Here is a 26033-nt window from a genome sequence, read left to right on the forward strand (position 1 = left end):
TTGAGATGACCTGGTCGATCATCGCCCGCGACAGCGCCACCGGCCAGCTCGGCATCGCCGTCGCGACCCGGTTCTTCGCGGTCGGCGCGCTGGTGCCGCACATCGCACCCGGGATCGGCGCGGTGGCGACGCAGGCGCTGGTCAATCCCTATTACGGCATCGACGGCCTCGCGCTGTTACGCAGCGGCGACAGCCCGCATGAGGTGATCGCGGCGCTGATTGCGCCCGACAGCGGCCGCGAGAGCCGGCAGGTCCATGTCATGGACGCCAGGGGCCGCATCGCGGCGCATTCCGGCAAGGACTGCATCGACTGGTTCGGCCATATCGCCGGCGACGGGTTCTCGATCACCGGCAACATGCTGGCCGGACCCGCGGTGCTCGACGAGACCGCGCGCGTTTATGCCGAGAACGAGAAGCTGCCGTTCGCGGAGCGGCTGATCAAGGCGATGTTCGCCGGCGAAGCGGCCGGCGGCGACAAGCGCGGCAAGCAATCGGCGGCGCTTCTGATCCACGGCGCGGAGGAATGGCCGGCGCTCGACCTGCGCGTCGACGACCACGCCGATCCCCTGCGCGAGCTTGAGCGGCTGGAAGCCGTCAGCCGCGAGCACTGGGTGCCGTTCCGGAGCTTCATGCCGACCCGCGGCAACCCGGCCGGAACCAGCGATCGCGCCACAATCGACGCCGGCATCGCCACGGCAACCACGAGCCGCGAATGACGGCAGGCCCGCTGATCGAGATCGAAGGCCTGCGCGTCACCTTCCAGGGCGATGACGGCCGCAAGACGCATGCCGTCGACAGCGTCGATCTTTCCGTCGCCAAGGGCGCGACGCTCGGCCTCGTCGGCGAGTCCGGCTGCGGCAAGAGCGTGACCTCGCTCGCGATCATGGGGCTGTTGCCGAAGCAATCCGCCGCGGTCTCCGGCGCGATCCGCTTCGACGGCTTCGACCTGCTCGACGTGCCTGATACGACGCTGCGCGACCTGCGCGGCAATCGCCTTGCGATGATCTTCCAGGAGCCGATGACCTCGCTCAACCCGAGCTTCACCATCGGCGACCAGATCACCGAGACCATCTTGCGCCACCGCGGCGGCTCCCGGCGCGCGGCGCGCGAACGCACCATCGAGCTGCTGCGCCGCGTCCACATCCCCTCGCCCGAGAAACGCATCGACGAGTTTCCGCACAAGCTGTCCGGCGGCATGCGCCAGCGCGTGATGATCGCAATGGCGTTGGCCTGCGATCCGCAGCTTCTGATCGCCGACGAGCCGACCACCGCGCTCGACGTCACCTTGCAGGCGCAGATTCTCGATCTGATGCGGGAGCTGAAGGCCGCGAGCGGCGCCGCGATCATCCTGATCACCCACGATCTGGGCGTCGTCGCCGAAGTCTGCGACGAGGTCGCGGTGATGTATGCCGGCGAAATCGTCGAGCGCGCGCCGGTCGACGAGCTGTTTACCAATCCGCAGCATCCCTACACGGTCGGCCTGCTCGGCTCGATCCCGCGGCTCGACCGCCGCACCAGCCATCTCGCCACCATCGAGGGCATGGTGCCGAATATGGCGAACCCGCCCGCCGGCTGCCGCTTCGCCGCGCGCTGTCCGTTCGTGGAACTTGCCTGCACCCAAGCGCCGCCGCCGCTCGCGATGCTGAGCCCAACCCACGCCTCGCGCTGCATCCGCGCGCCGCTGGAGCGGCTGGTGTCATGACCGCGCTGCTCGAGGTCGAAGGGCTGGTGAAGCATTTCGTCGCCGAACGCTCGCTGTTCGGCAGGCCGACCGCCCATGTGAAGGCGGTCGACGGCGTCAGCTTCACGGTCGAGGCCGGCAAGACGCTGGCGCTGGTCGGCGAATCCGGCTGCGGCAAATCCACCGTCAGCCGGCTGGTGCTGCGGCTGATCGAGCCGGATGCCGGACGGATCCGCTTCGAGGGCCGCGACCTCGGCACGCTCAATGCCGCGCAGCTGCGCGCATTCCGCCGCGACGCGCAGCTGATCTTCCAGGACCCCTACGCCTCGCTCAACCCGCGCATGACGGTGAGCCAGATCCTGACCGAGCCGCTGGCGCTGCATAATCTCGTCCCGGCCGCGGACCGCCGCGCGCGGGTCGAGGAGCTGTTGCGCCTGGTCGGACTCGAGCCGCGCTTTGCGCGGCGCTATCCGCACGAATTCTCCGGCGGCCAGCGCCAGCGCATCGCGATTGCCCGCGCGCTTGCGGTCGAGCCGAAGCTGATCATCTGCGACGAGCCGGTGTCGGCGCTCGACGTCTCGATCCGATCCCAGATCCTGAATTTGCTGCGCGACCTGCAGGATCGCCTGAAGCTTGCCTACATCTTCGTCTCGCACGATCTCGCCGTGGTGAAGCACATCGCCGATCGCGTCGCGGTGATGAATCTCGGCACCATCGTCGAGACCGCCGATGCCCAATCGCTGTTCGCCGCGCCGCGCCATCCCTATAGCCGCGCGCTGTTGTCGGCGATCCCGGTGCCGAAGCCGCGCGCCAGGCGCAGCCGCATCGTGCTGGAGGGCGAGCTGCCGAGCGCGCTCAATCCGCCCTCCGGCTGCCGCTTCCATACCCGCTGTCCCTATGCGATCGCGCGCTGCCGCAGCGAAGTGCCGCAGTTGCGCGAAGATGGCACCGGATATGCAACGGCCTGTCACCGGACGCGCGAGCTGCCCGGCGCGGAGGCGATCGTGCCTTCCGATGGCGGGTTCTCGCCGACACTGGAAAAGCTGGTGGCGGCGTTCAATGCGGCGGAAGCCTCGGGGCGGCCCGGGGTTATTTCACAGGGAACAAAGGCGTAGGGAATAAGGGGGTTGGCGATGAGATTTTGGCGCTTGGCGGTCCTGATGGCGGCCCTCGTGACCTGGTGCGGAACGAGCGCGCATGCCGAGACGACACTTCGCATCGGGCTCGCCGAGGACCCCGACATCCTCGATCCTTCAATCGGACGCACCTATGTCGGCCGCATCGTCTTTTCAGCCTTCTGCGACAAGCTGTTCGACATTGACGAGAAGCTGAACATCGTTCCGCAGCTCGCGCTGTCCTACGAGAACTCGGCCGACGGCAAGGAGATGACGATCAAGCTCCGGCCGGGCGTCAAGTTCCACGACGGTGAGCCGTTCGACGCCGAAGCCGCCAAATTCTCGCTGGAGCGCCATCTGACGCTGCCGACCTCGTTTCGCAAACCGGAATTGGCTGCGCTCGACCACGTCGACGTCGTTGATCCCCTGACCATCAAGCTGGTGCTCAAGACGCCCTACTCGCCCCTGATCGCCCAGTTGACCGACCGCGCCGGCATGATGGTTTCGCCGAAGGCGGTGAAGGAAGCGGGCGACAAATTCGGGCTGCATCCAGTCTGCGCCGGACCCTACAAGTTCGTCGAACGCGTGCAGCAGGACCGCATGGTGTTCGAGAAATTCGGGGATTACTGGAACAAGGATAACGTCTTCATCGATCGCATCGTGTTCCTTCCTATCGTCGATGCCACGGTGCGGCTCGCCAATCTGAAATCCGGTGGGCTCGATCTGATCGAGCGGGTGCTCGCCACCGATATCAAGGACGTCCGAGCCGACAAGCGGCTCGTGCTGTCGACCGCACCTGAACTCGGCTATCTCGGCCTCACCATCAACGTCGGCAACGACAAAAGCAAGGGGCCGCTCAGCCAGTCGGAAAAGGTGCGCCAGGCGCTCGATCTGTCGATTGACCGCGAGGCGCTCAACCAGGTCGTCTTCAACGGCGAGTTCACGCCGGGCAATCAGTGGGTCAGCCCGACGCATCCTTACTATCAGAAGGCGTTCCCGGTTCGGGGACGCGACATTGCCAAGGCCAAGGCGCTGCTGAAGGAGGCCGGTGTCACGCTGCCGGTCGCCATCGACTACATGGTCCCCAAAGGCGCCGAGAACGAAGCCGTGGCCCAGGTCGTGCAGTCGATGGCGGCCGAAGCAGGCTTTGACATCAAGATCCGCGTGGTCGAATTTGCGACGACTTTCAAGCAGGCCCAGGCCGGCGAATTTCAGGTGTTTCAGATCAACTGGAGCGGCCGGATCGATCCTGACGGCAATTCCTATGTCTTCCTGCACACCAAGGCGCCGCAGAACGACGGCGGCTATTCCAACGCGGAAGCCGACAAGCTGATGGAAGATGCGCGGCTGATCAACGATCCCGCCCAGCGCAAGGCGATCTACGAGAAGATGACCAGGATCGTGCTCAAAGTCGGAGGCCAAGCGGTCTTAGGAAGACAAATATGTCTGGCAACTCCTTGGCTCACATAGTCGGAGGCCAAGCGGTCTTAGGAAGACAAATATGTCTGGCAACTCCTTGGCTCACAGAACGACATGGCTACGATCCGACTTGACAATGCTGAACTTCCTCGCCAAGCGGCTGGTTCAGCTGGTCCCGACGCTGTTCTTCGTCTCGCTCCTGATCTTCTCGCTGCAACATTTGCTGCCCGGCGATCCGGCACTCGTCATGGCCGGCGAGGAGCGCGACCCGGCCGTCATCGAACAGATCCGCCAGCAATACCATCTGGATCAACCGATCCCGGTGCAATATGCCTATTGGGTCAAGGGCGTGCTCACGGGCGACCTCGGCGAGTCCCTGCGCAACAAGATGCCGGTGTCGAGCCTGATCGCGCAGAAGCTGCCGGTTACGATGCAAATCGCCGGCATGGCGATCGTGGTCGCCTTCCTGATCGGCATTCCCGCCGGCATCATCTCGGCGGTGAAGATCGGCACGGCGTGGGACTATGGCGCCAATTTATTCGCGCTGTGGGGTATTTCGACGCCAAATTTCTGGCTCGGCATCATGCTGATCTTCCTGTTCTCCGTCGAACTTGGCTGGCTGCCGGCCTCCGGCTACGTGCCGCTCGGCGAAAACTGGCGCGCGAGCCTCGCCGCATCCGTCATGCCCGCCTTCGTGCTCGGCAATGCGATCGCGGCGATCCTGATGCGGCATACGCGAAGCGCGATGCTGCAGGTGCTGGAGAGCGACTATGTCCGCACCGCGCGGGCAAAGGGCCTGTCCGAGCGCACGGTGATCCTCAAGCATGCGATGCGCAACGCGCTGACGCCGATCATCACGCTCGGCGCGCTCGAGCTCGGCACGCTGCTGTCGGGTGCGGTGCTCACCGAGCAGATCTTCTCGATCCCGGGCTTCGGCAAGCTGATCGTCGATGCCGTGTTCAACCGCGACTATGCCGTCGTGCAGGGCGTGGTGCTGACAACGGCGACGATCTACATCACGCTCAATCTGATCGCCGACATCGCCTACATCCTCGTCAACCCGCGGCTGAGGGGCTGATCGGATGACCGACGCTGCACTCAGGCCCCTCGCTCCGCTTGCCGCCGCCGAAACGCTCGAGAGCCCGGCACGGCGCGCCTGGCGGCGGCTGATCCGGCGCAAGGGTGCCGTGCTCGGGCTCACCGTGATCGCGCTCTTCATCCTGCTCGCCGTGTTCGCGCCGCTGATCGTGCCCTATGATCCGGTCGCGACGAGCTGGTCGCTGGTGCGCAAGGCGCCGTCGGCGCAGCACTGGTTCGGCACCGACGAACTCGGCCGCGACGTGTTCGCCCGCGTCGTGTTCGGCGCCCGCGCCTCGCTGCTTGCCGGCGTCATCTCGGTCGGCATCGCGCTTGCGATCGGCGTGCCGCTCGGCCTCCTCGCCGGCTATCGCGGCGGCTTCATCGACGCGCTGATCAGCCGCATCACCGATGCCATGCTGGCCTGCCCGTTCCTGATCCTGGCGATCGCGCTCGCCGCGTTCCTCGGCCCTAGTCTTAGCAATGCCATGATCGCGATCGGCGTCTCGGCGACCCCGATCTTCATCCGCCTGACCCGCGGCCAGGTGATGAGCGTCAAGGTCGAGGATTATGTCGAGGCGGCGCGCGCCATGGGCAATCCGCGCTGGCGCATCGCGCTGGTCCACATCCTGCCCAACATCCTGCCGGCGCTGCTGGTGCAGGCGACGCTGTCGATCGCGGCCGCGATCATCGCCGAGGCCGCGCTGTCATTCCTCGGCCTCGGCCAGCAGCCGCCGGCGCCGTCCTGGGGCAGCATGCTCAACGCCGCGCAACGCTTCCTGACCAGCGCGCCCTGGATGGCGGTCTGGCCGGGGCTTGCGATCTTCCTGGTCGTGCTGTCGTTCAATTTGGTCGGCGACGGCCTGCGCGACGCGCTCGATCCGAAGGCGCGGTGACCGGTCGGCCGTATCGAGCGCGCGCCATTCTTCCCCGTCACCCTGAGGAGCGCGGAACGCGCGTCTCGAAGGGTCGACGGCCCGGCTGGTGGCCGTGCATCCTTCGAGGCTCGCTTCGCTCGCACCTCAGGATGACGGGGAGAGTTGCGTGACACCAAGTTCTCGTCATTGCGAGCGAAGCGAAGCAATCCATCATCACCGAGCATGCGGAGCTATGGATTGCTTCGTCGCTTCGCTCCTCGCAATGACGACGGAAGCTAAATCACGACCTCGCGCAACACCCTCCTGCAATCCATCTCGTATTCGAGATCGACCACCGGCGGGCGGCAGAAGTGCCAGGTCAGGCCGGAGCGCGTGGCGCCGCGGCGGACCAGCTCGTCGACGAGCACCGGATGGATGTCGTGCACGGTGTAGGCCTGCACCGCCGTGGTCTCCTGCCAGCCGAAGCTGAACTCCGCCAGACGCCGCTCCATCTCGCCGGCGGTGAAGCGGACCTTCTCGCGCCACGCGCCGGGACTGAGATCGCGATAGCAGACGATGCGGTCCGGATAGCTGGCGGTGCCGCCGCGTGCCTCGGCGCCGCCGGCGATCACGAAGGACGGCGACGCGCTCGTGCTCGGCCGCGTAAAGGAGAACGCATGGAACGACGGCTCGGCCGGCGGATCGATCTCGGGACAGACGTTGCTGCGCGCGACCGGATTGATGGTGCCGTCGAACAGGCCCCATTCGGCGAGCGTCTTGACGTAGTGCTGGTTGAAGGCCCGGAAGCCGTCCTCGGTAAAGGCGGCCGGCGAACGCAATTCGCAGGCGCAGAACGCGGTCAGCGGCCGGCCGGCGTCGCGGATGTAGGCCGCGATCCGCGCAAAACCTTCCGCGAGCGGCAGCAGGCGATCGAAGCGCACCCGCTCGATCTCATAGCCCGCGTTCGCCTGCGCGCCGCTTGAATATTGGAACACGGCCGGAATGAACCGGTAGTTGCCCGCCGCAAACTCGCTCGCCATGCCTGTTTCCTCCGGATTTCCTGAGGCGAGTATTTTCTGCCCGCCGTCGGCAAACCCTATCACGAGACAAAGAAAAGGCGGCAGTGGCTTTCGCCAGTGCCGCCTTCTCTGCGAGCATGGGCTTGGAGGGCTCAGGTCGGTTTCAGCGCGCCGCCACGCTGGTCGAGCTCGTAGTCGGCGATCTGCTTGGCGCGATCGGAATGGGCCGCGGCCTGGTGATCGGTCGCGATCACCGTGTAGACCATCGGCAGCACGAACAGCGTGAACAGCGTGCCGATCGTCATGCCGGCCACGACCACAAGCCCGATCGAGAAGCGGCTGGCAGCGCCCGCGCCCGAGGCCGTGAGCAGCGGCAGCAGGCCGGTGACCATGGCCGCCGTCGTCATCAGGATCGGACGCAGGCGGATCCGGGCGGCCATCTCGATCGCCGCGCGGCGGTCCAGTCCCTCGTTGAGCTGCAACTCGTTGGCGAACTCCACCATCAGGATACCGTGCTTGGTGATCAGTCCGACCAGCGTCAGCAGGCCCACCTGGGTGTAGATGTTCATGGTGGCGACGCCGAAGAACAGCGGGATCAAGGCGCCGACGATCGCCATCGGCACCGAGATCATGATCACGAACGGATCGCGCAGGCTCTCGAACTGCGCCGCCAGCACCAGGAAGATGATGATGATGGCGAACGCGAAGGTGACCAGCAGCTGATTGCCTTCGTGGACGTATTGCCGGGAGTCGGCCAGGAAGTCGTAGGTGAAGCCGGACGGCAGCTTCTTGGCTTCACCCTGCAGGAACTCCACCGCCTGGCCCATCGAGACGCCCGGCATCGGCACGGCCTGGAAGGTCGACGAGTTGAGCTGGTTGTAGTGGGTCAGCGCATTGGGATCGACGCCGGTCTCGACCGAAACCACGGTCGACAGCCGCACCAGCTGCCCGGTCGCGGTGGGAACGTAGTAATCGTTGAATGCCTCGGGCGCGAGCCGGCTGGCGCGCGGCACCTGCGGGATCACCTGGTAGGAGCGCCCTTCCAGATTGAAGCGGTTGACATAGTTGCCGCCGAGCAGCGTCGCCAGGGCGCCGCCGATCGACTGCATGGTGATGCCGAGGTCGCTCGCCTTGGAGCGATCGACCTTCACCCGGACCACCGGCTGGTTGAAGTCGAGATCGCTGTCGGTGACGATGAACAGGCCGCTCTTGCGCGCCGCATCCTTCAGCTTGCTCATCTGGTCGAACACCTGCTGGAATCCAGCCGTCGAAGAGATCACCATCTGCACCGGCAGACCGCCGGGGCCGCCGGGCAGCGGCGGCAGGCTGAACGCGAACGCGCTGATGCCCTCGATCTTGGACAGCTCGGCCTGAACCAGCGGCTGCAGCGCCTGCGCGCTGCGCTTGCGCTCATCCCACGGCTTGAGCAGCATGCCGGCGAAGCCGCCCTGCGGACCGGTGATGCCGTTCAGGATGAACCGCAGGTCGGTCTCGGGAAACTTCTGGAACTCCTTGTCCATCTTGTCGCCGTAGAAATCGATGTAGTCGATGTTGGCGTATTTCGGCGCCTTGGTCACCGCGAACACGATGCCCTGATCCTCCTGCGGCGCCAGCTCCTTCTGGATGTGCATGTAGAGGAAGCCGACCAGACCGAGGATGGTCACGGCGAACAGCGCCGTGATCGGGCGGTAGTCGAGCGAACGGTCGAGCTGACGGCCATAGGCCCGCGTCAACGCGCCGAACACGCGATTGACCAGCCTGGCGAAACGCCCCTCCTCCGCGCTCTTGAGGAACACCGAGCACATCATCGGCGACAGCGTCAGCGCGATCACGCCCGACACGATCACCGAGCCGGCCAGCGTGAAGGCGAATTCGCGGAACAGCGTGCCGGTCACGCCGCCGAGGAAGCCGATCGGCGCGTACACCGCCGCCAGCGTAATCGTCATGGAGACGACGGGACCGACGATCTCGCGGGCACCCTTTAGCGAAGCCTGCACCGGTGGCAGGCCCTCCTCGAGATGCCGATGGATGTTCTCCACCACCACGATCGCGTCGTCGACCACGAGACCGATCGCCAGCACCATCGCCAGCAGCGTCAGCAGGTTGAAGCTGAAGCCGGCGGCCAGCATCAGGATGCAGACGCCGATCAGCGACAGCGGGATGGTGACGACGGGAATGATCACCGACCGCAGCGAGGCCAGGAACAGGAAGATGACGACGACGACGATCAGCACCGCTTCGGTGAGCGTCTTCTCGACCTCATCGATCGACGATTGAATGAACTTGGTGGAATCGTAGGCCACCTTCATCTTCATCGACGGCGGCAGGTTGCGCTCGAGGTCGGGGAACAGCGCGCGCACGCCCTTCACCAGGGTCAGCGGGTTGCCCTGCGGCGTCGCCTTGATGCCGATGAAGATCGCATGCTCGCCGTTGAAGGCGACGCTGGCGTCCGTGCTTTGCGCCGCGAGCTCCACCGTCGCGATGTCCTCGATGCGCACGAAGCCGCCGTCCTTCGCCTTCACGATCATCCGCTTGAACTGATCGATGTTCTGAAGGTCGGTATTGGCCGAGACGTTGGAGACGATGAAGAAGCCCTTGGTCTGGCCGGCGGCCGCCTGGAAGTTGTTGGCGGCGATCGCGGCGGCGACGTCGTTGGGCGACACGCCGCGGCCGGCCATGCGGGTCGGATCGAGCCAGACGCGCATCGCAAAGGTCTGGCCGCCGAGGATGTCGGCCGACGCGACGCCATCGACCGTCGAGAGCACCGGCTGCACGACGCGGGTCAGGTAGTCGGAGATCGACGATCCGGTCAGCTCTTCGCTGGAGAAGCCGAGATACATCACGGCGATGGTGTCACCGGTCGCCTTGGTCACGACGGGATCGAAGGCTTCCTTCGGGATCAGGTATTTGACCGAATTGACCTTGGCGAGCACCTCGGTCAGCGCCTGGTTCGGATCGTGATTGAGCTTGACGTAAACCTGAATCGTCGAGGTGCCGAGCACCGAGTTCGACGTCATGTAGTCGACGCCTTCGGCCGACGCGACGGCCTGCTCGATCGGCGTGGTGATGAAGCCGTTGATCAGCTCGGGCGACGCACCGGGGTATGACGTGGTGATCGTCACGACGGTGTTCGAAAGATTCGGATATTGCCGGATTGGCAAAACCATCGCCGCGCGCAGGCCGATCAGCAGGATCAGCAGGCTGACGACGACCGACAGCACCGGGCGCTTGATGAAAATATCAGTGAAGGCCATCGCCAACTCGATTCGTGTTCTGCCGGCTTGCGGCAAGATGTGGCGGAGGGCCAATGGCCCTCCGAGTTCGATGAATGAAGATCAGTAGCGCGGCGGTTCGGCCGGAACCGGCGGCGGCGGATCGGTCGAGATCGCAACCGCCATGCCCGACTGCAGCTTGATCTGGCCGACGGCGACGACCTTGTCCCCCGCCTTCAGACCCTTGAGGATCTCGACACGGCCCTCGACGCGGTTGCCCGTCTTCACGAAGGTGCGGTCCGCGGTCAGGGCGGTCTTGCCGTCGTCGCCCTTCTTCTCGGTGATCAGGAACACCGAGTCGCCGTACAGCGTGTAGTCGACCGCGGTTTCGGGAATCGTCACGACCGGCGGCTTCCCGGGCAGCACGATCGTGGTGGTCGCGAACATGCCCGGCTTGAGGATGCTGTCCGGATTCTGGATCGTGGCCTGAACCCGGATGTTGCGGGTGTCGGTCGCGATCTGCGGCTCGATGGTCGTGATCTTGCCCTCGAAGGTGCGGCCCGGATAGGCGTCGACCGAGACGCGCACGGCCTGGCCGACCTTGATCTGCGAGCTCTGCTTTTCGGTAACGGTCAGGTTGGCGTACAGCACCGACAGATCGGTCAGCGACACGATCTGGGTGCCGGCCGTCAGGTACTGGCCGACTTCGACCTGGCGCACGCCGAGATCGCCTTCGAACGGTGCGCGCACCAGCTTCTGCGAGATCAGCGCTTCGGTCTTGGCAATGCCCGCCTTGGCCTGGTCGTAAGCGGCCTGCGCGGTGTCGACGGTCGATTGCGGACCGAACTGGCGCGACGCGAGCTGCTTGGCGCGGTCGAGCTGCAGCTCGCCGACGGTCGCCTGCGCCTTGTAGTTGGCGAGGTCGCCCTGCTCCGGTGCGTCGAACAACTGCACCAGCGGCGTGCCGGCCTTTACGTGGCTGCCGGCGGTGAACAGGATCTCGGTGATACGGCCCGGCACGTCGGTCGTGACGTTGACCTGGTGCACGGCGACGAGATCGCCGACGGCGGTCAGCAGGTTCGGAATCACCTCCGTCTTCGCCTCGACGGCCGACACGTTCGCCGGCGGCGGCTTATTGTTGGCAAAGAACTGCGCGATCATGTGGCTGCGGAAGGCATTGAAGCCGACCAGCGCGCCGACGAGCAGGGCCAGCAACAGGCCTACGATGATGAACCAGCGCACCATGCGGACGGGACGCTTGGCTTGCTTCTCCTTGATCGGTTGCCCCGAGATGTGGCTTTCGGTCTGAATATTCATGTCATGCACTTTCTGCAGTTACCGACGGTCCTGCGATCGGCGACGGCTGGCGGCCCAAATGAGTTGAAATTGCGGCTTCGGTAAGTCCGATGCCGCGAAGGATGAATTGGCAAAGCTGCCGCTCGGCCGCGGCGGCATCGCCGTAGGGGAGGCATGGTGTCGCAGGCAGCTGCGTCAGCGCACCCATCAGCACGGTATGGTGCGCAAACCAGAACAGGTTGAGCGGCTCGTCGCCGATCTTCGTGGCCTCGTCGGCGGCAATCGCCCGCTCGAGCGAGGCGGCGAAGGTCGGACCGATCAGCTTGCCGACCTTGTCGTAGAGCAGGCGCGCAAACTCGCCGTCGTCGAGATGGCTCGTCACCATCAGCCGCATCCGCTGCGCCTCTTCCTGGTCCGGCGCATCACGCAGCTGCATGAAGTGACCGACCATGCCTTGCACCAGCTCGACCAGCGTCGCGGTCGAGGGCTCCTGCCCGAGCAGATGCGCGAGATCGGGATCCGCCTCGCACTCTTCGGCAAGGATCTCGGCATAGAGCGCCGCCTTGGACGGGAAATGCTTGAAAAGCAGCCCTTCCGAAATGGCAGCCGCGGCCGCCACGCTCTTTGTCGTGGTGCCGGCAAAGCCGTTGCGGGCGAAACACCGCTTTGCGGCGCTCAGGATCAACTGACGCCGCAAGTCACTCGTCATGCGTAAGGTAGACATTTGGGTCGTGAGTAATCACTCACTTTACCAAAAGTCAAGGTTCTATTGCACCGCGAAAGCCACTTTAAATAGGAGTGTGGCCGATCGACCCTCTGATGCGGTTCACGAGGTAGGTGCCGTCGCGGCTGGACAGCACGCGCTCCAGATTGGCCCCGTCGATCTTGGCGCTGGCGAACCGCGGCCCCGCCGTAACGTCTTGCAAAGACGAGGCAAAAGCCTCGACCTCAGCCATTGTGCTGATCGCCCGGCTATCCCCGATTCCGCAGGCTTTGGCAACACCCACGAGGTCGGCGGTTCCGCCGGTGTGGCTGGCCTGGCCGCCGGTCTCGCCATAGGCCTCGTTGTCCAGCACGATGATCGACAGATTTTTGGGCTGCTGCAGGCCGACGGTGGCGAGGCTTCCCATCCCCATCAGCATCTCGCCGTCGCCGGTGATCACGACGACCGGCAGCGTCGGCTGGGCCAGCGCGAGGCCGAGCCCGATCATCACGGCGCCGCCCATGCCGCCCCAGAGATAGAAGTTGCGGTCGTGGTCGCCGGCGGCGGCGATGTCATAGGTCGAGGCGCCGAGGCCGCCGACGGCGAAGGCGCCCTTGCGATCCTTCAGAAGTTCGGAAACGACGGCACGGCGGTCGAGGAGATTGGCTTTGCTCATTTGGTGAAGACCTTTGCCCCGATCAGGCGCTGCGACAGCAGGACGGCGGTTGGCGTGCAGGCGTTATAGGCCTGCGCTGCGCCGGCCTCGACGACTTCGCGGACCTCTTCAGGGTGCGAGGCGCGCAGCACCTTGATCCCGGACAGTTCGAGGATCCCTTGCGTGTTCGAGCCCATCGGCACCTGCCAGGGATTGAACTCGCCCCATTCGCCGCGCATCGTCACCAGCGTGAGGAACGGCAGGCGGAAGATCTGCACCAGCGACAGCATGTTGATGCAATTGCCGACCCCGCTCGACTGCATCAGCAGCACGCCGCGCTGGCCGCCGGCCCAGGCGCCCGCGAGCAGCGCCACGCCCTCCTCCTCGGTGGTCAGCGCGATGCCGCGCATCGAGGACGACCCCAGCACCCGCTCGATCAGCTCTGAATGCCCGGCGTCCGGCACGTAGGGCACCTGACGCACCTCGAAGCGCTGCAATATCGAGAAGATCTCCTCGGGCCAGGAGGCCGCAGTGTCGGCACGGGCATGCATTGGCGTTTCCGGTCTTGTTGTTTGGTCGCGACTGTAGAGGGGCGCGCGCGCTTCATCAAAGCGCAAAACCGCATATGGCTCTGCGATTTACTCGCACCACGCAACGTCCACCGCGCTGTTCCCGGCGCCTGGCAAATTGTGTTGCGCGGCAGCGGCCCGCGGCTTACGATAGTTGCAAATGAAACTAATTGGGTTGGATGCGCCATGAACGGACACGCGCGCGAGCTGGCTGACGGCTTCGACCTCGAGAAGCTGACACCGGAGTTCTACGCCGACCCCTACCCGACCTATCGCGCGTTGCGCGAGAACGCGCCGGTCAAGCGGCTGCCGAACGGCTGCTATTTTCTCACCCGCTACGACGACCTCATCGCCGCCTACAAGAACACCAAGGTATTCTCCTCCGACAAGAAGAAGGAGTTCTTGCCGAAATACGGCAACTCGCTGCTCTACGAGCATCACACGACCAGCCTCGTCTTCAACGATCCGCCGGCGCATACGCGCGTGCGGCGGCTGATCATGGGCGCATTGTCGCCGCGGGCGATCGCCGGCATAGAGCCTGACCTGATCGCGCTGGTCGACAGCCTGCTCGACCGGATCGAGACCCGCGACCGCTTCGAGCTGATCGGCGACTTCGCCTCGGCAATTCCGGTCGAGGTGATCGGCAATCTGCTCGACGTGCCGCACGACGAACGCGAGCCGCTGCGCGACTGGTCGCTGGCGATCCTGGGCGCGCTGGAGCCGGTGATCGGCAAGGACGCGTTCGACCGCGGCAACAATGCGGTGAAGGATTTTCTCGCCTATCTCGAAACGCTGGTTGAACGCCGCCGCAAGAAGCCTGGCAATCCCGAACGCGACGTGCTGACAAGGCTGATCCAGGGTGAGGATAATGGCGAGCGGCTGACCGCGAAGGAATTGCTGCACAATTGCATCTTCCTGCTCAACGCCGGCCATGAGACCACGACCAACCTGATCGGCAATGGGTTGGTGACGCTCAGCCAAAATCCGGATCAGAAGCAACGGCTGATCGCGCAACCCGAGCTGATCAAGACCGCGGTCGAGGAGATGCTGCGCTACGAAAGCTCGAACCAGCTCGGCAACCGCATGGTCGTGGAAGAAACCGAGCTCGGCGGCATCACGATGCCGGCCGGCACGCTGGTCACGCTGTGCATCGGCGCCGCCAACCGCGACCCCGCGCAATTCCCCAATCCCGAAGGCTTCGACGTCGCGCGCACGCCGAACCGCCACCTCGCCTTCGGCACCGGTGCGCATCAATGCGCCGGCATGGCACTGGCGCGGCTCGAAGGCGCCATCGCGATCTCGCGGTTCCTTGAACGCTTCCCGAACTACGCGCTCGACGGCGAGCCGGTGCGCGGCGGGCGGGTGCGATTCCGCGGCTTCCTCAGCGTGCCCTGCAGCATCAGCGCATAAGCTGTCCCCTGCGAATTTGGCCGGCGACACACTTCCCTGTGGAGGAACTGATGCCCAAATCAACTGCAGGCACGATTTGATGTAATCTCTCGTGCGCTGCAGCGGGAGTGACGCATGATGAATGCATCGGTCACTGATTTCCTCGCAACCGAAGCGCAGTTCGGCACCTACAATTATGAGCCGATCGGGGTCGTGCTGTCCCGCGGCGAAGGCGTCTGGGTCTGGGATACCGATGGCAACCGCTATCTCGACTGTCTCTCCGCCTATTCGGCGGTGAGCCAGGGCCACTGCCATCCGAAGATCCTCGCAGCAATGATCGAGCAGGCGCATCGGCTGACGCTGACCTCGCGTGCCTTCCACAACGACCAGCTCGCTCCCTTCTACCGCGAGCTCGCGGAACTGACCGGCTCGCACAAGGTGTTGCCGATGAACAGCGGCGCCGAGGCGGTGGAGAGCGCGATCAAGTCGGTGCGCAAATGGGCCTATGAGGTCAAGGGCGTGCCGGACGGGCAGGCCGAGATCATCGTCTGCGCCAATAATTTCCACGGACGCACGCTCGGCATCGTCGGCTTCTCGACCGACCCCGGTTCGCGCGACCATTTCGGCCCGTTTGCGCCGGGCTTCAAGATCATCCCGTTCGGCGATGCCGCCGCGCTCGAGCAGGCGATCACGCCGAACACCGCGGCCTTCCTGGTCGAGCCGATCCAGGGCGAAGCCGGCGTCGTGATTCCTCCGCCAGGCTATTTCGTCCGCGTGCGCGAGCTGTGCACCGCGCACAATGTAATGCTTGTGCTCGACGAGATTCAGACTGGGCTCGGCCGCACCGGCAAGCTGCTCGCCGAGCAGCACGAAGGGATCGAAGCCGACGTGACGCTGCTCGGCAAGGCGCTGTCGGGCGGCTTCTATCCGGTGTCGGCGGTGCTTTCCAACAACGCCGTGCTCGGCACGTTGCGGCCGGGCCAGCACGGCTCGACCTTCGGCGGCAACCCGCTGGCCTGCGCGGTGGCGCGGGCGGCGCTACGCGTGCTGATCGACGAGGGAATGATCGAGAACGCGTCGCAACAGGGCGCGCGCTTCCTCGCCGGATTGCAGGACATCCGCGCCAACGTCATCCGCGAGGTGCGCGGGCGCGGGCTGATGCTGGCGATCGAGCTGCATCCGGAAGCCGGCGGTGCCCGCCGCTACTGTCTGGCGCTGCAGGCGCGCGGCATCCTCGCCAAGGACACCCACGAGCACACCATCCGGATCGCTCCGCCGTTGGTAATCACGGGCGATCAGGTCGACTGGGCGACGGAGCGGATCGCGGCGGCCCTCACGCAGGATATCTCCTGACGGTTCCCTGGTCGGAAGACGGTAACGCCGGCCGTAACCACAACGAACGAATCCGACGTCAGTGCGTTAAAGCACTGCGGGCGACTGTTGAAACGAGAGCTACGCTCATGCTTTCCCGTCGCGCTTTGTTTGTTGTCTTTTCGATTGGCAGCTCGATGCTCGTGGCGAACGGCGGCGCGTCCGCCCAGCCACACGGAAAGGGTCCACCGGCGGCAAGGCCGGCTGCACCGGCCGCAATGGCGCGTCCCGCCCCGATGGTACACGCCGCCCCTCCCGCGATGGCCAGGCCGCCCGCAATGGCGAGACCGCCTGCAATGGCGCGGCCACCCGCGATGGCACGACCGGCGGCACCCGCGTTCCACGCCCCGCAGCGACCGGCGATGGCGCCGCGCCCGGCACCGCATTTCGCCGCCCCGTCGGTACGCCAGGCCCCCCATATCGCCGCGCCGCGTGTCGCAACGCCACGCCCCGAATTCCGTCGAGGAGCGCCGCAGCGTCAGGCTCCGCATATCGCGGCGCCATCACGCCCGAGCCCACCGTCGCGCTTGAGCGAGCGGCCGTCGCCGACGGAGCGCGTTCAACAGCGCGCGCAACAGCATCAGCAGATGATCCAGCAACGCCAGCAGACGGCGCAGCAGCGGCAGCGTGACGCGCTCTCGCGCCAGACCACCGAGCGGCAGACCCGGATCGATCGCCTGCAGCAACGCGTGCAGCAATTGCAGTCGCAAAGGGTCCAAGGCGCACGCGCGCAACGCGTCCATGACCGTACCCTGCAGGCGCAGAACCGCCTGTTGCAGCGCGAGCAGCGTGCGCAGCAGGCCGACGTTGCCCGCCAGCAGCGATTGGCGCCGGCAGCGGCAGCGACGGTTGGAGCCGCGGTCGCGACCACGGCCGCGACGCAGGCGGCTCAGCGCGAGCGATTTGCCGCGCACTTCCGCGAGCAGGCAGGTGCGCAAGGCCAGGCCGCGCTTGCCGCGCGCGAGAGCGGCTGGGCGCCCCGGCATGCCTGGCGACGCGGCCATCGCGCGGCGTTCGTGGCGTGGCTTGGCCCGGTGTTCTGGCCCTACGCCTATTCGGATATTTTTGACTACACGTTCTGGTCCTATGCCTACGAGCCCGGTTATTGGGCCTATGCCTATGACGACTTCGTCGACACCGTATTCTGGGACACCAACAGTCCCTATTCCGCCTACGCCAGCATCAACCCGGATGACTATCGGGGCGCCGCAGGCCGTAATCGGTCTCGTCCGCGCACCGACATGAGTCCGCAGGCGATCCAGCAGCTGTGCGGAGAACCGGACAAGGGCGTCACGGCCTGGCCGCTTGCCGACATCACGCGCGCGGTACGGCCCAGCGCCGAGCAGCGCACGCTGCTCGACGAGCTGAGGACGGCGGCGACCAGGGCTGCCAATGTCTTCAAGGACTCCTGCACGGACAGCTATGCCATGACGCCGGCCGGCCGCCTGCGGTCGATGCTGAACCGCATCGGCGCGACACTCGAGGCGATCAGGATCGTGCGGCCTGTGCTGGAGAATTTCTACAACTCGCTCAGCGACGAGCAACAGGCTCGTTTCAATTCACTCGGTCCGCATGTTGGCGAGCGCACGCCGCGGCAGCAGGAAGCGGCCGCGCAATCCGGCAATTGCGGCGATTCGAAATCCGACCTGGCCCAACTGCCGATCAACCGGATCGAGGCCTCGGTCCAGCCAGCGGGTAGGCAGAAGGAGGCGCTCGGCCGCCTCAGCGATGCGACCGCAAAGGCCATTGCTGACCTGCAGGCTGCCTGCCCGAACGAGGTGCCGCTGACGCCGGTCGGCCGGCTGGAAGCGATGCAGCACCGGCTCGAGGCTATGCAGAATGCCGCCAGACTGATCGAGCCTGCGCTGGACAAGTTCTACGCCACGCTGAGCAGCGAGCAGAAAGCACGATTCAACTCGCTGCAGCGGGTCGCGAGCCCCTGAGGCAGCTGGCCTGCGACCACCCGGCGCGCCCGCGCGATGTCAGTCCCCGTCTTGCCTTTGCGGCCGCCGCACAGCAATGTTCGGCACCGGCATCCTGATGCGATGCCGAATGGCGGGGCAGGAATGAAGCAGGGTTGGGCGAGCATCGGCGAGCTGCGCGAGCGCTGGGGCGACTCTATATTGACAGTGCTTACTATCCTGCTCCTGATCATGATATTCGGGGTGGCGCCGTTGCAGGCGTTGGGCCTGTTCGAATTCCAGATTTTTGAACTCCTGCTCGCGCTGGTCCTGGTCGGCGGCGTCTTCCTGATGTCAGGCAGCGCAGTGGCGGTCGTCACGATGCTGGTCGCGCTCGTCATGATCGTCACGGGCGGAATCCTGAGGTTGCGCTCACCTTCGATTGTCGATCTCAACCTGTTTGCCGGGTCCTGGCTGCTCGTCGGCCTCACCATGGCCGTGACGGTGGCGCGCGCGACGTTTGCGCCCGGCCGCGTCACCTATCACCGTGTGATCGGCGCGGTTCTGCTCTATCTCACGGTCGCCGTGATCTTCGCAGCGCTCTTCACCTTCGTCGGCACGCTGAGGCCCGACGCATTTCCCGGCATGAAGGTGGAAGACAGCCCGACGCTGGCGAGCCGCGTCCTCTATTTCAGCTTCGCCACGCTCACGACGACAGGTTATGGCGACGTCGCTCCGCTGCATCCGATCGCGCGGAGCCTGTGCAATCTCGAGGCGATCTTCGGCCAGCTCTATCCGGCAACGCTGCTGGCGCGGCTCGTCACGCTGGAGATCGAGCACCGCAACGAGGAGTCCTGATGAGGCGCGAAGCGGGGATGCGGCTGCTTGGCGCGGTCTTGGTTCACCTCTCCCCATTGGGGAGAGGTCGGATTGCGCTTGGCGATGCGAAGCATCGTCCAGTGCAATCCGGGTGAGGGCTCTTGCTCTCTCAATAGACCGCAACCCCTCACCCGATTTGCTGCGCAAATCGACCTCTCCCAAGGGAGAGGTGAACTCTCGACGCCGTTCCAGCTCAACCTAATCTCATCAGGTCCTAGACCACCGTCCGGTGCCGCTCGATGCAGGTTCGCAGCACCTCGTCCAGCGGACGGCCCCACCAGTCATTCGAGAAGATCTCGATCTCCGAATAGCCGTCAAAGCCCTGCGCCTCGACGGCGGCGCGCAGCGATCTGATGTCGATGACGCCATCGCCCATCATGCCGCGGTCGTTGAGGATGTCCCTGGTCGGCACCAGCCAGTCGCAGACGTGGAACGCGAGCAGGCGATCCCGGCCGGCGCGCGCGATCTGGCTCATCAGCTCCGGATCCCACCAGATGTGATAGACGTCGAGTGCGACGCCGATTGCGCCGGTTCTGTCGGGATCGAGTGCGTCGCAGATATCGAGCGCATGCTTTGTAGTGTTCACGCAGGCGCGGTCGGCGGCATAGGCCGGATGCAGCGGCTCGATCGCGAGCGGCAGCTTGGCTTGCTTCGCGTAATCCAGCATCTCGGCGATGCCGTCGTGCACCTGATGGCGCGCGGCCGCGATGTCCTTCGAAGCCGCGCTGCCCGGCCGGGAATATTGCGGCAGGCCGCCGACCACCAGCACGATGCAGGAGGCGCCGAGTGCCGCCGCCTCGTCGACCGCGCGGCGGTTATCGTCGCGCGCCTCGCTGCGATGCGCGCCATCTGCCGTGAACATGCCGCCGCGGCAATAGCCCGACAGATCGAGCCCGGCATCCTTGACCGCACGGACGGCGCGATCGAGGCCGACGGCTGCAACCTGGTCGCGCCAGGGATCGATGGCGCGGATGCCATGGCGCGCGCAGGCCTCGACGATGGCGAGGAGATCGCCCTGCTTGCGAACGGTCGCCGTGTTCAGCGACAGGCAGCGGTGATCGTTGGAAAAGTCGCGCATCAGGCTTCAATGCCGCGCGTGGCCAGGATCGTCGCCATCCGGCGCGTCGCGAGCTCCGGATTGGCGAGCAGACCGGCCTTGTCGGCGAGCCGGAACAATTCGGCAAGATGCAAGGTCGAGCGCGCGCTCTCCTGCCCGCCAACCATGGTGAAATGGTCCTGATGCCCGTTCAGATAGGCCATGAACACGATGCCGGTCTTGTAGAAGCGCGTCGGCGCCTTGAAGATGTGGCGCGACAGCGGCACCGTCGGTCCAAGCACATCGTGGAAGCCGGTCTCATCGCCCGCGGCCAGCCGCGACAGCGCATAGGACGCCGCCGGCGCGATGGCATCGAAGATGCCGAGCAGCGCGTGGGAAAACCCCTTGTCGTCGCCGGCGATCAGCTCGGCATAGTTGAAGTCGTCGCCGGTATACATTTTGACCCGCGGATCGAGCCGGCGCCGCATGTCGATCTCACGCTGCTTGTCGAGCAGCGAGACCTTGACGCCATCGACCTTGGCCGCATTGGCGTTGATGATCGCAACCGCCGTATCCATCGCCCTTTCGAGATCGGCCGTACCCCAGTAGCCTGATAGCGCCGGATCGAACATGTCGCCGAGCCAATGGATGATCACGGGCTCACGGACCTGCGACAGCACACGGTCGTAGACCCTGGCGTAATTCTCCGCGCTCTTGCCGAGCTTTGCCAAAGCGCGCGAGGCCATCAGGATGATGCGCCCCCCTGCCTTCTCCACTGCCGCGATCTGCTCCTCATAGGCACGGATCACATCGTCGATCGACCTGGCGTCCTCGACCGCGAGATGGTCGGTGCCGGCGCCGGAGAATACCAGCGCGTTGCCCTTGGCCTTTGCCGCCTTCACCGAGCGCTGGATCAGTTCGAGCGAGGTCGCCCAGTCCAGCCCCATGCCGCGCTGCGCGGTGTCCATGGCTTCGGCGACGCCGAGGCCGAGGTCCCAGACGTGCTCACGGAACGCGATCGTCTTGTCCCAGTCGATCGCGGCCGTCAGCCAGGGATCGACGTCGGCGCGCGGATCGGCCACCACATGCGCGGCCGAGAATGCCACGCGGTTCAGCGTGCCCTCGAGCTTCGCCGGAAAGGTCCGCGACGCCGCCAGGCGATAGGTCTCGAGGCCGCCGCCTGTGGTCGGCAGCTTCAGCGACAGCGATGATTTTGTCATGGCAGGCTTGGGCAGGACTGGCTTGTTCATGGCAAGGTCCTTTCTCAGACTGATATCGGGGCGACGTCGATCCAGCGCCGCTCCTTCCAGCTCTTCAGCGCGCATTCGGCGAGCTGCACACCCTTGGCCCCTTCCAGCAGGGTGTATTTGTAGGGCGCATCCTCGCAGACATGGCGGATGAACATCTCCCACTGCTCCTTGAAGCCGTTGTCGTAAACGACGTTCTCCGGCAGCTTCTGCCAGTCGGCATAGAAATCGTGCATCCGCTTCTCGTCCGGATTCCACACCGGCCGCGGTGTCGCCTGACGCGCCTGGATCACGCAGTCGGTGAGCCCCGCGACCGCCGAGCCGTGGGTGCCGTCGACCTGGAAGGTGACGAGGTCGTCGCGGTAGACGCGCGTCACCCAGCTCATGTTGATGTGTGCAATGACGCCACCCTTCAGGCGGAAGGTGGCGTAGGCGGAATCATCGGCGGTCGCCTGGTATTTCTTGCCCTTCTCGTCATAGCGCTCGGGGATATCAGTCGTGCCGAGGCAGGTCACGCTCTCGACGTCGCCGAACAGATTGTCGAGCACGTAGCGCCAGTGGCAGACCATGTCGAGGATGATGCCGCCGCCATCCTCGGCGCGGTAATTCCACGACGGCCGCTGCGCCTCCTGCCAGCCGCCTTCGAACACCCAATAGCCGAACTCGCCGCGCACCGAGAGCATGCGGCCGAAGAAACCGGAGTCGCGCAGGAAAGCGAGCTTCTTCAGGCCCGGCAGGAACAGCTTGTCTTGCACGGTGCCGTGCTTGAGGTCCTTGGCATTGGCGAGCTTCACGACCGCAACGGCCTCCTCGAGATTTGTCGCGATCGGCTTCTCGCAATAGACATGCTTGCCGGCATTGATCGCCTTGGTCAGCAGTGAGGGCCGCGCCTGCGTGGTCGCGGCGTCGAAGAACACGGTGTCGCCCTTGTCGGCGAGCGCACGATCGAGATCGGTGGTGTGGCGTTCGATGTTGTAGCGTTTTGCCAGTGCGCCGACCTTCTCGGCGTCGCGGCCGACCAGGATCGGATCGGGCATGACGCGGTCACCGTTCGCAAGCTGCACGCCGCCCTGCTCGCGGATCGCGACGATCGAGCGGATCAGATGCTGGTTGAGCCCCATCCGGCCGGTGACGCCGTTCATGATCAGGCCGAGGCGTTTGGTCGTCATACTGTCTGCTCCTGCGAAACGCGTGATGTTGGCCGCTTGAGCGGCTGCATGGTGGACCAGTCCGGATGGATCGAACTGGCAAAGCCCGGCGCGGCGGCGATCGATCCGGTCAGCAGATCGCCGTCATGGATCGCGAGGCGGACCTTGCCGCCCTCGCGCGTGTAGAGATCGGGATGCGCGGTGAGGAAGGCGTCGGCCTCGTCAGCCGGGGTGTCGGCAAAGCCATCGACATAATGATGCCCGTTGCGCTCGGCATGGGCGACGCCGATCAGCGCGCCGAGCGCGAGGTCCTGCTGCACGCCGAGCCCGGCCTGGCACGTCAGGTCCTCGCCGCTGACGAAATACTGTCCGCCACCTGCGCTCCACGCCGCCGCGCGGGTGGCGTTGATGATCGACTTGTAGATGCCCTTGCACGATTTCGAGGAGATGCCGCGGTAGCCGAGCACGCGCGCCTGCGGGAATGCATCATAGCAATCGTCGGCCTCGTCGATGATGAAGCCGTGCGCCGCCAGCTTCCCGAGCGGCGAGGCTCTTGTGATATCGCGCGGCATCGGCTGCTCGATATAGAGCAGGTTTGCCCTGATCGGCTGCAGCGTGGCGTCATGGTCGAGCCGGTCGACCAGCGCGCTCAGCGCGGCAAGGTCGGCATATTGCTCGTTGGCGTCGAGCGTGATCCTGGTTGCGTAAGGCAACTTTGCAAGCTCGCTGCCGATCCGCGCCAGCCGCGCCGCGTCATGTGCGGGATCGCCGTTCAGCTTGAGCTTGAAATAGCGCGCACCGGCGTTCTCGTTGCGGTCGGCAACGCCGCCCTCGCCTTCAACCTTGTCGCCCATCCCGACCGTGTGCCTGACGGCGACACGCTCGAGCCGTTGGCGCGTGGACAGAAACCGGGCGATCGCGGCGTCGTCGAGATCCGGCGTCAGCCGCGCATCGATGCCGGCGATATTGCCGGCCATGCCGTTGAAGAAATTCGCGCCGGCGGCGCGCAGCAGCGCATCCAGGATCGCCTTGTCGATCTCGGCCGGGCCGAAGCCGGCGGCAAGCGGCGGAATGTCTTCCGCGGCGCAGGCCGCGACCTGCGGACCGATACACGCGGCGTGCAAGCCGAACGCGGTGTCAAAGCCCCTGTTCGTCAGATAGAGCTCGCGCGCAACCGCAAGCGAGCGGCGAAGTCCGTCGAGCGACTGTGCTTCCGTCAGATGCGGCCGCTTGTCGAACCATTTCGGCGCCAGCATCTCGGCGCTGGCGCCGGTGGCGCGGCCCTTGCCCTCCACCTCGATCTCGACCCGCACGAACATCTGCGTCGACGCGGTGATTGTCACCGCGCCGAAGCGGAACGGCCGGGCGAATACCAGCGGCCGTTCGAAGAACGCGATATCGTTGACTTTGAGGCGAAGCGGCATTGAAGGCTCGGGTGTTAGTCCAGCGACCCCTGGGTGAAGAAATGCTTCCGGATCCGCTGCACCAGTTCGTTGAAGACAGGATCGGACATCGTCTCGAGCGAGCGCGGCCGCGGCATCGGCACGTCGTAGATCGCGGCGATCGCGCCGGGCCGCTCGGTCATCACGAGCACGCGGTCGGCGAGGAACACGGCCTCGGGAATCGAGTGCGTGATCAGCAGCACCGTCTTGCCGGTCTCGCGCTGGATCCGCATCAATTCGACATTCATCCGCTCGCGCGTCATGGCGTCGAGCGCGCCGAACGGCTCGTCCATCAGCATGATCTTGGGGTCGTGCACCAGCGCGCGGCAGATCGAGGCGCGCTGCTGCATGCCGCCGGACAGCTGCCAGGGCAGCTTCTTCTCAAAACCTTCGAGGCCGACCAGCTTCAGCAGGTCCCTGGCGCGGGCCAGATATTTGTCCCGCGGCAGCTGCTTCATGTCGATCGGCAGCATCACGTTGGAGAGGATGTTGCGCCACGGCAGCAGCAGCGCGTTCTGGAACACGATGCCGACATTGCCGTGCGGCCTGGTCACCGGCTCGCCGTCGACCAGCACTTCGCCCGTCGTCGGCGGCAGGAGGCCCGAGATCATCTTGAGCAGCGTGGACTTGCCGCAGCCGGAGGGCCCGACCACGACAAAGAACTCGCCATCATTGATGGTGAAGTCGAGCGGCCGCAGCGACGGCACATCGCCGTCGCGCGAGCGGTAGGTCTTCGATACGCCGGAGAGCTTGATACCCGGCGTGGCGCCCGCCGCGCGGTCCGACACCAGGCGCAGATGCGCGGCAGGCTGGACATCGGCTGATTTGGTTGCAGGATTCATTCTGCCGAATCCACTGGGATGTAGAATGCTGTCATTCCGGGATGGTCCGAAGGACCAGACCCGGAATCTCGAGATTCCGGGTTCGATGCTTTGCATCGCCCCGGAATGACGGTGTTTGTTGCGCTCACGAATCACCCTTCGGCAAATAGTCGTTGGTGTAGAACGCCTTCGGATTGGCCTTGGCCTTGGCGTCGAGGCCGCCATACTCGACCATCAAGTTGACCGACTCGGTCATGTTCTGGTCGGTCACCTGGAACGGCCGCTTGGTCCTGGTCTCCGCCGTGCGATAGAGCGGGATCGTCAGCTCGAAGCCTTGCGTCAACGTGTCGATCTTGCCGCCCTTCGGGTTGGCGTCGAGGATCGACTGCGCGGCGGCCTTCGGCTCCTTCTCCGCGGCTTCCACGGCCTTGGTGGTCGCCGACATGAAGCGGCGGACCAGGTCGGCATTGGCCTTCACATAGTCGGAGTTCGCGATGATGCCCGACGACACCATGTTGATGCCGTAGTCGGCGAACTTGATCGGATAGACGTCCTTGCCGGTGGCGTCCTTGATCTTCATCGACTGGTCCATGACATAGCCGAGCAGCAGGTCGGCCTGGCCGTTGATCACGGCGTTGAGCTTGGTCTGGCCGTCGCCGGCGACGGTGTTGAAATCGCTTTCCTTCAGACCGGTCTTCTTCAGGAACAGCGGCCAGATCTGTGTCATCGAATCCGCCGGCGTGATCGCGACCGTCTTGCCTTTGATGTCCTCCGGCTTCCTGATGTTCTTGTCGGCAAGGCTCATCGCCGACATCGGGCTGGTCTGCAGCAGCACGCCGGTGGCGATCACGGGCGCGCCCTTCACCGCCGCGCGCATCATCGTGGGCACGTCGACATAGCCGAAATCGGCGGTCTTGGCGGCCACCGCCTGCGTGGTCGCGGCCGAGCCACGGCCTTCCTGGATCTCGAGGTCGATGCCCTCAGTGGCATAGATGCCCTTGGCCTTGCCATAATAGAACGGCGCGTGCTCACCATAGACGTACCAGTTCAGCATCAGCACGACCTTGTCGGCCGCGGACACTGGTGCCACCGCAAGCGCAGTCCAGGCCAGCGCGGCGCCTGCGACCGCAATCAAACGCTTCATGGTTGTTCTCCCTTTATTGTCCGCGGTCCTTGTCTGGACCGCTTGTCCGGTT

22 protein-coding genes are annotated in these 26033 nt (G+C 65.2%); 10 read left to right on the forward strand and 12 right to left on the reverse strand.

What is annotated here, in order from left to right:
* Window positions 1-5: 5 nt before the first annotated feature.
* The 6 genes from QJT82_RS07455 (at window position 6) to QJT82_RS07480 (ending at window position 6188) form a co-directional block, all read left to right on the forward strand.
* Window positions 6-716 carry a DUF1028 domain-containing protein gene (locus tag QJT82_RS07455; protein WP_028338806.1) on the forward strand — a complete coding sequence of 237 codons (711 nt, stop codon included), beginning with the start codon at window positions 6-8 and terminating at the stop codon, window positions 714-716.
* On the forward strand, window positions 713-1702 hold the full coding sequence (locus tag QJT82_RS07460; protein WP_028338807.1) for an ABC transporter ATP-binding protein: 990 nt from the start codon (window positions 713-715) through the stop codon (window positions 1700-1702). Before QJT82_RS07455 ends, QJT82_RS07460 begins: the two co-directional genes overlap by 4 nt.
* Window positions 1699-2796, forward strand: a complete 1098-nt coding sequence (locus QJT82_RS07465) for a dipeptide ABC transporter ATP-binding protein (RefSeq protein WP_028338808.1) — start codon at window positions 1699-1701, stop codon at window positions 2794-2796. The genes QJT82_RS07460 and QJT82_RS07465 overlap by 4 nt, the downstream gene beginning before the upstream one ends.
* Before the next feature lie 18 nt (window positions 2797-2814).
* Window positions 2815-4266, forward strand: a complete 1452-nt coding sequence (locus QJT82_RS07470) for an ABC transporter substrate-binding protein (protein ID WP_281446627.1) — start codon at window positions 2815-2817, stop codon at window positions 4264-4266.
* 85 nt (window positions 4267-4351) lie between these two features.
* On the forward strand, window positions 4352-5293 hold the full coding sequence (locus QJT82_RS07475; RefSeq protein WP_028338810.1) for an ABC transporter permease: 942 nt from the start codon (window positions 4352-4354) through the stop codon (window positions 5291-5293).
* 4 nt (window positions 5294-5297) lie between these two features.
* Complete coding sequence (locus QJT82_RS07480; RefSeq protein WP_028338811.1) at window positions 5298-6188, forward strand: ABC transporter permease; 891 nt, start codon at window positions 5298-5300, stop codon at window positions 6186-6188.
* 257 nt (window positions 6189-6445) lie between these two features.
* On the opposite strand, the gene QJT82_RS07485 is transcribed toward QJT82_RS07480, so the two are convergent.
* From QJT82_RS07485 to QJT82_RS07510, 6 genes are all read right to left on the reverse strand, one after another.
* Complete coding sequence (locus QJT82_RS07485) at window positions 6446-7189, reverse strand: hypothetical protein (RefSeq protein WP_028338812.1); 744 nt, start codon at window positions 7187-7189, stop codon at window positions 6446-6448.
* Between the two features lie 131 nt (window positions 7190-7320).
* On the reverse strand, window positions 7321-10422 hold the full coding sequence (locus QJT82_RS07490; protein ID WP_028338813.1) for a multidrug efflux RND transporter permease subunit: 3102 nt from the start codon (window positions 10420-10422) through the stop codon (window positions 7321-7323).
* 81 nt (window positions 10423-10503) lie between these two features.
* Entirely contained in the window at window positions 10504-11697 is a 1194-nt protein-coding gene (locus tag QJT82_RS07495; protein ID WP_028338814.1) for an efflux RND transporter periplasmic adaptor subunit, read from the reverse strand.
* A gap of 1 nt (window position 11698) precedes the next feature.
* Window positions 11699-12400, reverse strand: coding sequence for a TetR/AcrR family transcriptional regulator (locus tag QJT82_RS07500; protein WP_028338815.1), 702 nt, complete (start codon window positions 12398-12400; stop codon window positions 11699-11701).
* 64 nt (window positions 12401-12464) lie between these two features.
* Entirely contained in the window at window positions 12465-13055 is a 591-nt protein-coding gene (locus tag QJT82_RS07505; protein WP_028338816.1) for a thiamine pyrophosphate-dependent enzyme, read from the reverse strand.
* Complete coding sequence (locus QJT82_RS07510) at window positions 13052-13585, reverse strand: thiamine pyrophosphate-binding protein (RefSeq protein WP_018270486.1); 534 nt, start codon at window positions 13583-13585, stop codon at window positions 13052-13054. The genes QJT82_RS07505 and QJT82_RS07510 overlap by 4 nt, the downstream gene beginning before the upstream one ends.
* A gap of 204 nt (window positions 13586-13789) precedes the next feature.
* Between QJT82_RS07510 and QJT82_RS07515 the strand changes: the two genes are divergently transcribed.
* The 4 genes from QJT82_RS07515 to QJT82_RS07530 all read left to right on the forward strand — a co-directional run bounded on the left by QJT82_RS07515 (window position 13790) and on the right by QJT82_RS07530 (window position 19122).
* Window positions 13790-15013, forward strand: coding sequence for a cytochrome P450 (locus QJT82_RS07515; RefSeq protein WP_028338817.1), 1224 nt, complete (start codon window positions 13790-13792; stop codon window positions 15011-15013).
* A gap of 117 nt (window positions 15014-15130) precedes the next feature.
* On the forward strand, window positions 15131-16345 hold the full coding sequence (gene rocD, locus QJT82_RS07520; RefSeq protein ID WP_028338818.1) for an ornithine--oxo-acid transaminase: 1215 nt from the start codon (window positions 15131-15133) through the stop codon (window positions 16343-16345).
* Window positions 16346-16950: 605 nt separating this feature from the next.
* Window positions 16951-18306: a Spy/CpxP family protein refolding chaperone gene (locus QJT82_RS07525; protein WP_245288627.1), complete on the forward strand. Its 1356-nt coding sequence runs from the start codon at window positions 16951-16953 to the stop codon at window positions 18304-18306.
* Window positions 18307-18429: 123 nt separating this feature from the next.
* Window positions 18430-19122: a potassium channel family protein gene (locus QJT82_RS07530; RefSeq protein ID WP_028338820.1), complete on the forward strand. Its 693-nt coding sequence runs from the start codon at window positions 18430-18432 to the stop codon at window positions 19120-19122.
* A 235-nt stretch (window positions 19123-19357) separates the two neighbouring features.
* On the opposite strand, the gene QJT82_RS07535 is transcribed toward QJT82_RS07530, so the two are convergent.
* The 6 genes from QJT82_RS07535 to QJT82_RS07560 form a co-directional block, all read right to left on the reverse strand.
* On the reverse strand, window positions 19358-20221 hold the full coding sequence (locus QJT82_RS07535) for a sugar phosphate isomerase/epimerase family protein (RefSeq protein ID WP_028338821.1): 864 nt from the start codon (window positions 20219-20221) through the stop codon (window positions 19358-19360).
* On the reverse strand, window positions 20221-21429 hold the full coding sequence (locus QJT82_RS07540; protein ID WP_028338822.1) for a dihydrodipicolinate synthase family protein: 1209 nt from the start codon (window positions 21427-21429) through the stop codon (window positions 20221-20223). Before QJT82_RS07540 ends, QJT82_RS07535 begins: the two co-directional genes overlap by 1 nt.
* A 14-nt stretch (window positions 21430-21443) precedes the next feature.
* The gene (locus QJT82_RS07545) at window positions 21444-22595 is read right to left on the reverse strand and encodes a Gfo/Idh/MocA family oxidoreductase (protein WP_028338823.1); all 1152 of its coding nucleotides are present in this window, start codon (window positions 22593-22595) and stop codon (window positions 21444-21446) included.
* Window positions 22592-23998: a hypothetical protein gene (locus QJT82_RS07550; protein ID WP_028338824.1), complete on the reverse strand. Its 1407-nt coding sequence runs from the start codon at window positions 23996-23998 to the stop codon at window positions 22592-22594. The genes QJT82_RS07545 and QJT82_RS07550 overlap by 4 nt, the downstream gene beginning before the upstream one ends.
* 14 nt (window positions 23999-24012) lie before the next feature.
* The gene (locus QJT82_RS07555; protein WP_028338825.1) at window positions 24013-24858 is read right to left on the reverse strand and encodes an ABC transporter ATP-binding protein; all 846 of its coding nucleotides are present in this window, start codon (window positions 24856-24858) and stop codon (window positions 24013-24015) included.
* Between the two features lie 124 nt (window positions 24859-24982).
* A complete protein-coding gene (locus QJT82_RS07560) occupies window positions 24983-25891 on the reverse strand; it encodes an ABC transporter substrate-binding protein (RefSeq protein ID WP_245288636.1) in 909 nt (302 codons plus the stop codon).
* Window positions 25892-26033 lie beyond the last annotated feature (142 nt).

It is taken from the genome of Bradyrhizobium sp. Mp19 (genome assembly GCF_029952935.1).
Classification (GTDB): Bacteria; Pseudomonadota; Alphaproteobacteria; order Rhizobiales; family Xanthobacteraceae; genus Bradyrhizobium; species Bradyrhizobium elkanii.

Bases quoted from the DNA above. Each gene is read 5' to 3' on its own strand.
- QJT82_RS07455 (WP_028338806.1), top strand. From the start codon at position 6: ATGACCTGGTCGATCATCGCCCGCGACAGCGCCACCGGCCAGCTCGGC.
- QJT82_RS07460 (WP_028338807.1), top strand. From the start codon at position 713: ATGACGGCAGGCCCGCTGATCGAGATCGAAGGCCTGCGCGTCACCTTC.
- QJT82_RS07465 (WP_028338808.1), top strand. From the start codon at position 1,699: ATGACCGCGCTGCTCGAGGTCGAAGGGCTGGTGAAGCATTTCGTCGCC.
- QJT82_RS07470 (WP_281446627.1), top strand. From the start codon at position 2,815: ATGAGATTTTGGCGCTTGGCGGTCCTGATGGCGGCCCTCGTGACCTGG.
- QJT82_RS07475 (WP_028338810.1), top strand. From the start codon at position 4,352: ATGCTGAACTTCCTCGCCAAGCGGCTGGTTCAGCTGGTCCCGACGCTG.
- QJT82_RS07480 (WP_028338811.1), top strand. From the start codon at position 5,298: ATGACCGACGCTGCACTCAGGCCCCTCGCTCCGCTTGCCGCCGCCGAA.
- QJT82_RS07485 (WP_028338812.1), bottom strand. From the start codon at position 7,189: ATGGCGAGCGAGTTTGCGGCGGGCAACTACCGGTTCATTCCGGCCGTG.
- QJT82_RS07490 (WP_028338813.1), bottom strand. From the start codon at position 10,422: ATGGCCTTCACTGATATTTTCATCAAGCGCCCGGTGCTGTCGGTCGTC.
- QJT82_RS07495 (WP_028338814.1), bottom strand. From the start codon at position 11,697: ATGAATATTCAGACCGAAAGCCACATCTCGGGGCAACCGATCAAGGAG.
- QJT82_RS07500 (WP_028338815.1), bottom strand. From the start codon at position 12,400: ATGTCTACCTTACGCATGACGAGTGACTTGCGGCGTCAGTTGATCCTG.
- QJT82_RS07505 (WP_028338816.1), bottom strand. From the start codon at position 13,055: ATGAGCAAAGCCAATCTCCTCGACCGCCGTGCCGTCGTTTCCGAACTT.
- QJT82_RS07510 (WP_018270486.1), bottom strand. From the start codon at position 13,585: ATGCATGCCCGTGCCGACACTGCGGCCTCCTGGCCCGAGGAGATCTTC.
- QJT82_RS07515 (WP_028338817.1), top strand. From the start codon at position 13,790: ATGAACGGACACGCGCGCGAGCTGGCTGACGGCTTCGACCTCGAGAAG.
- rocD (WP_028338818.1), top strand. From the start codon at position 15,131: ATGAATGCATCGGTCACTGATTTCCTCGCAACCGAAGCGCAGTTCGGC.
- QJT82_RS07525 (WP_245288627.1), top strand. From the start codon at position 16,951: ATGATCCAGCAACGCCAGCAGACGGCGCAGCAGCGGCAGCGTGACGCG.
- QJT82_RS07530 (WP_028338820.1), top strand. From the start codon at position 18,430: ATGAAGCAGGGTTGGGCGAGCATCGGCGAGCTGCGCGAGCGCTGGGGC.
- QJT82_RS07535 (WP_028338821.1), bottom strand. From the start codon at position 20,221: ATGCGCGACTTTTCCAACGATCACCGCTGCCTGTCGCTGAACACGGCG.
- QJT82_RS07540 (WP_028338822.1), bottom strand. From the start codon at position 21,429: ATGAACAAGCCAGTCCTGCCCAAGCCTGCCATGACAAAATCATCGCTG.
- QJT82_RS07545 (WP_028338823.1), bottom strand. From the start codon at position 22,595: ATGACGACCAAACGCCTCGGCCTGATCATGAACGGCGTCACCGGCCGG.
- QJT82_RS07550 (WP_028338824.1), bottom strand. From the start codon at position 23,998: ATGCCGCTTCGCCTCAAAGTCAACGATATCGCGTTCTTCGAACGGCCG.
- QJT82_RS07555 (WP_028338825.1), bottom strand. From the start codon at position 24,858: ATGAATCCTGCAACCAAATCAGCCGATGTCCAGCCTGCCGCGCATCTG.
- QJT82_RS07560 (WP_245288636.1), bottom strand. From the start codon at position 25,891: ATGCTGAACTGGTACGTCTATGGTGAGCACGCGCCGTTCTATTATGGC.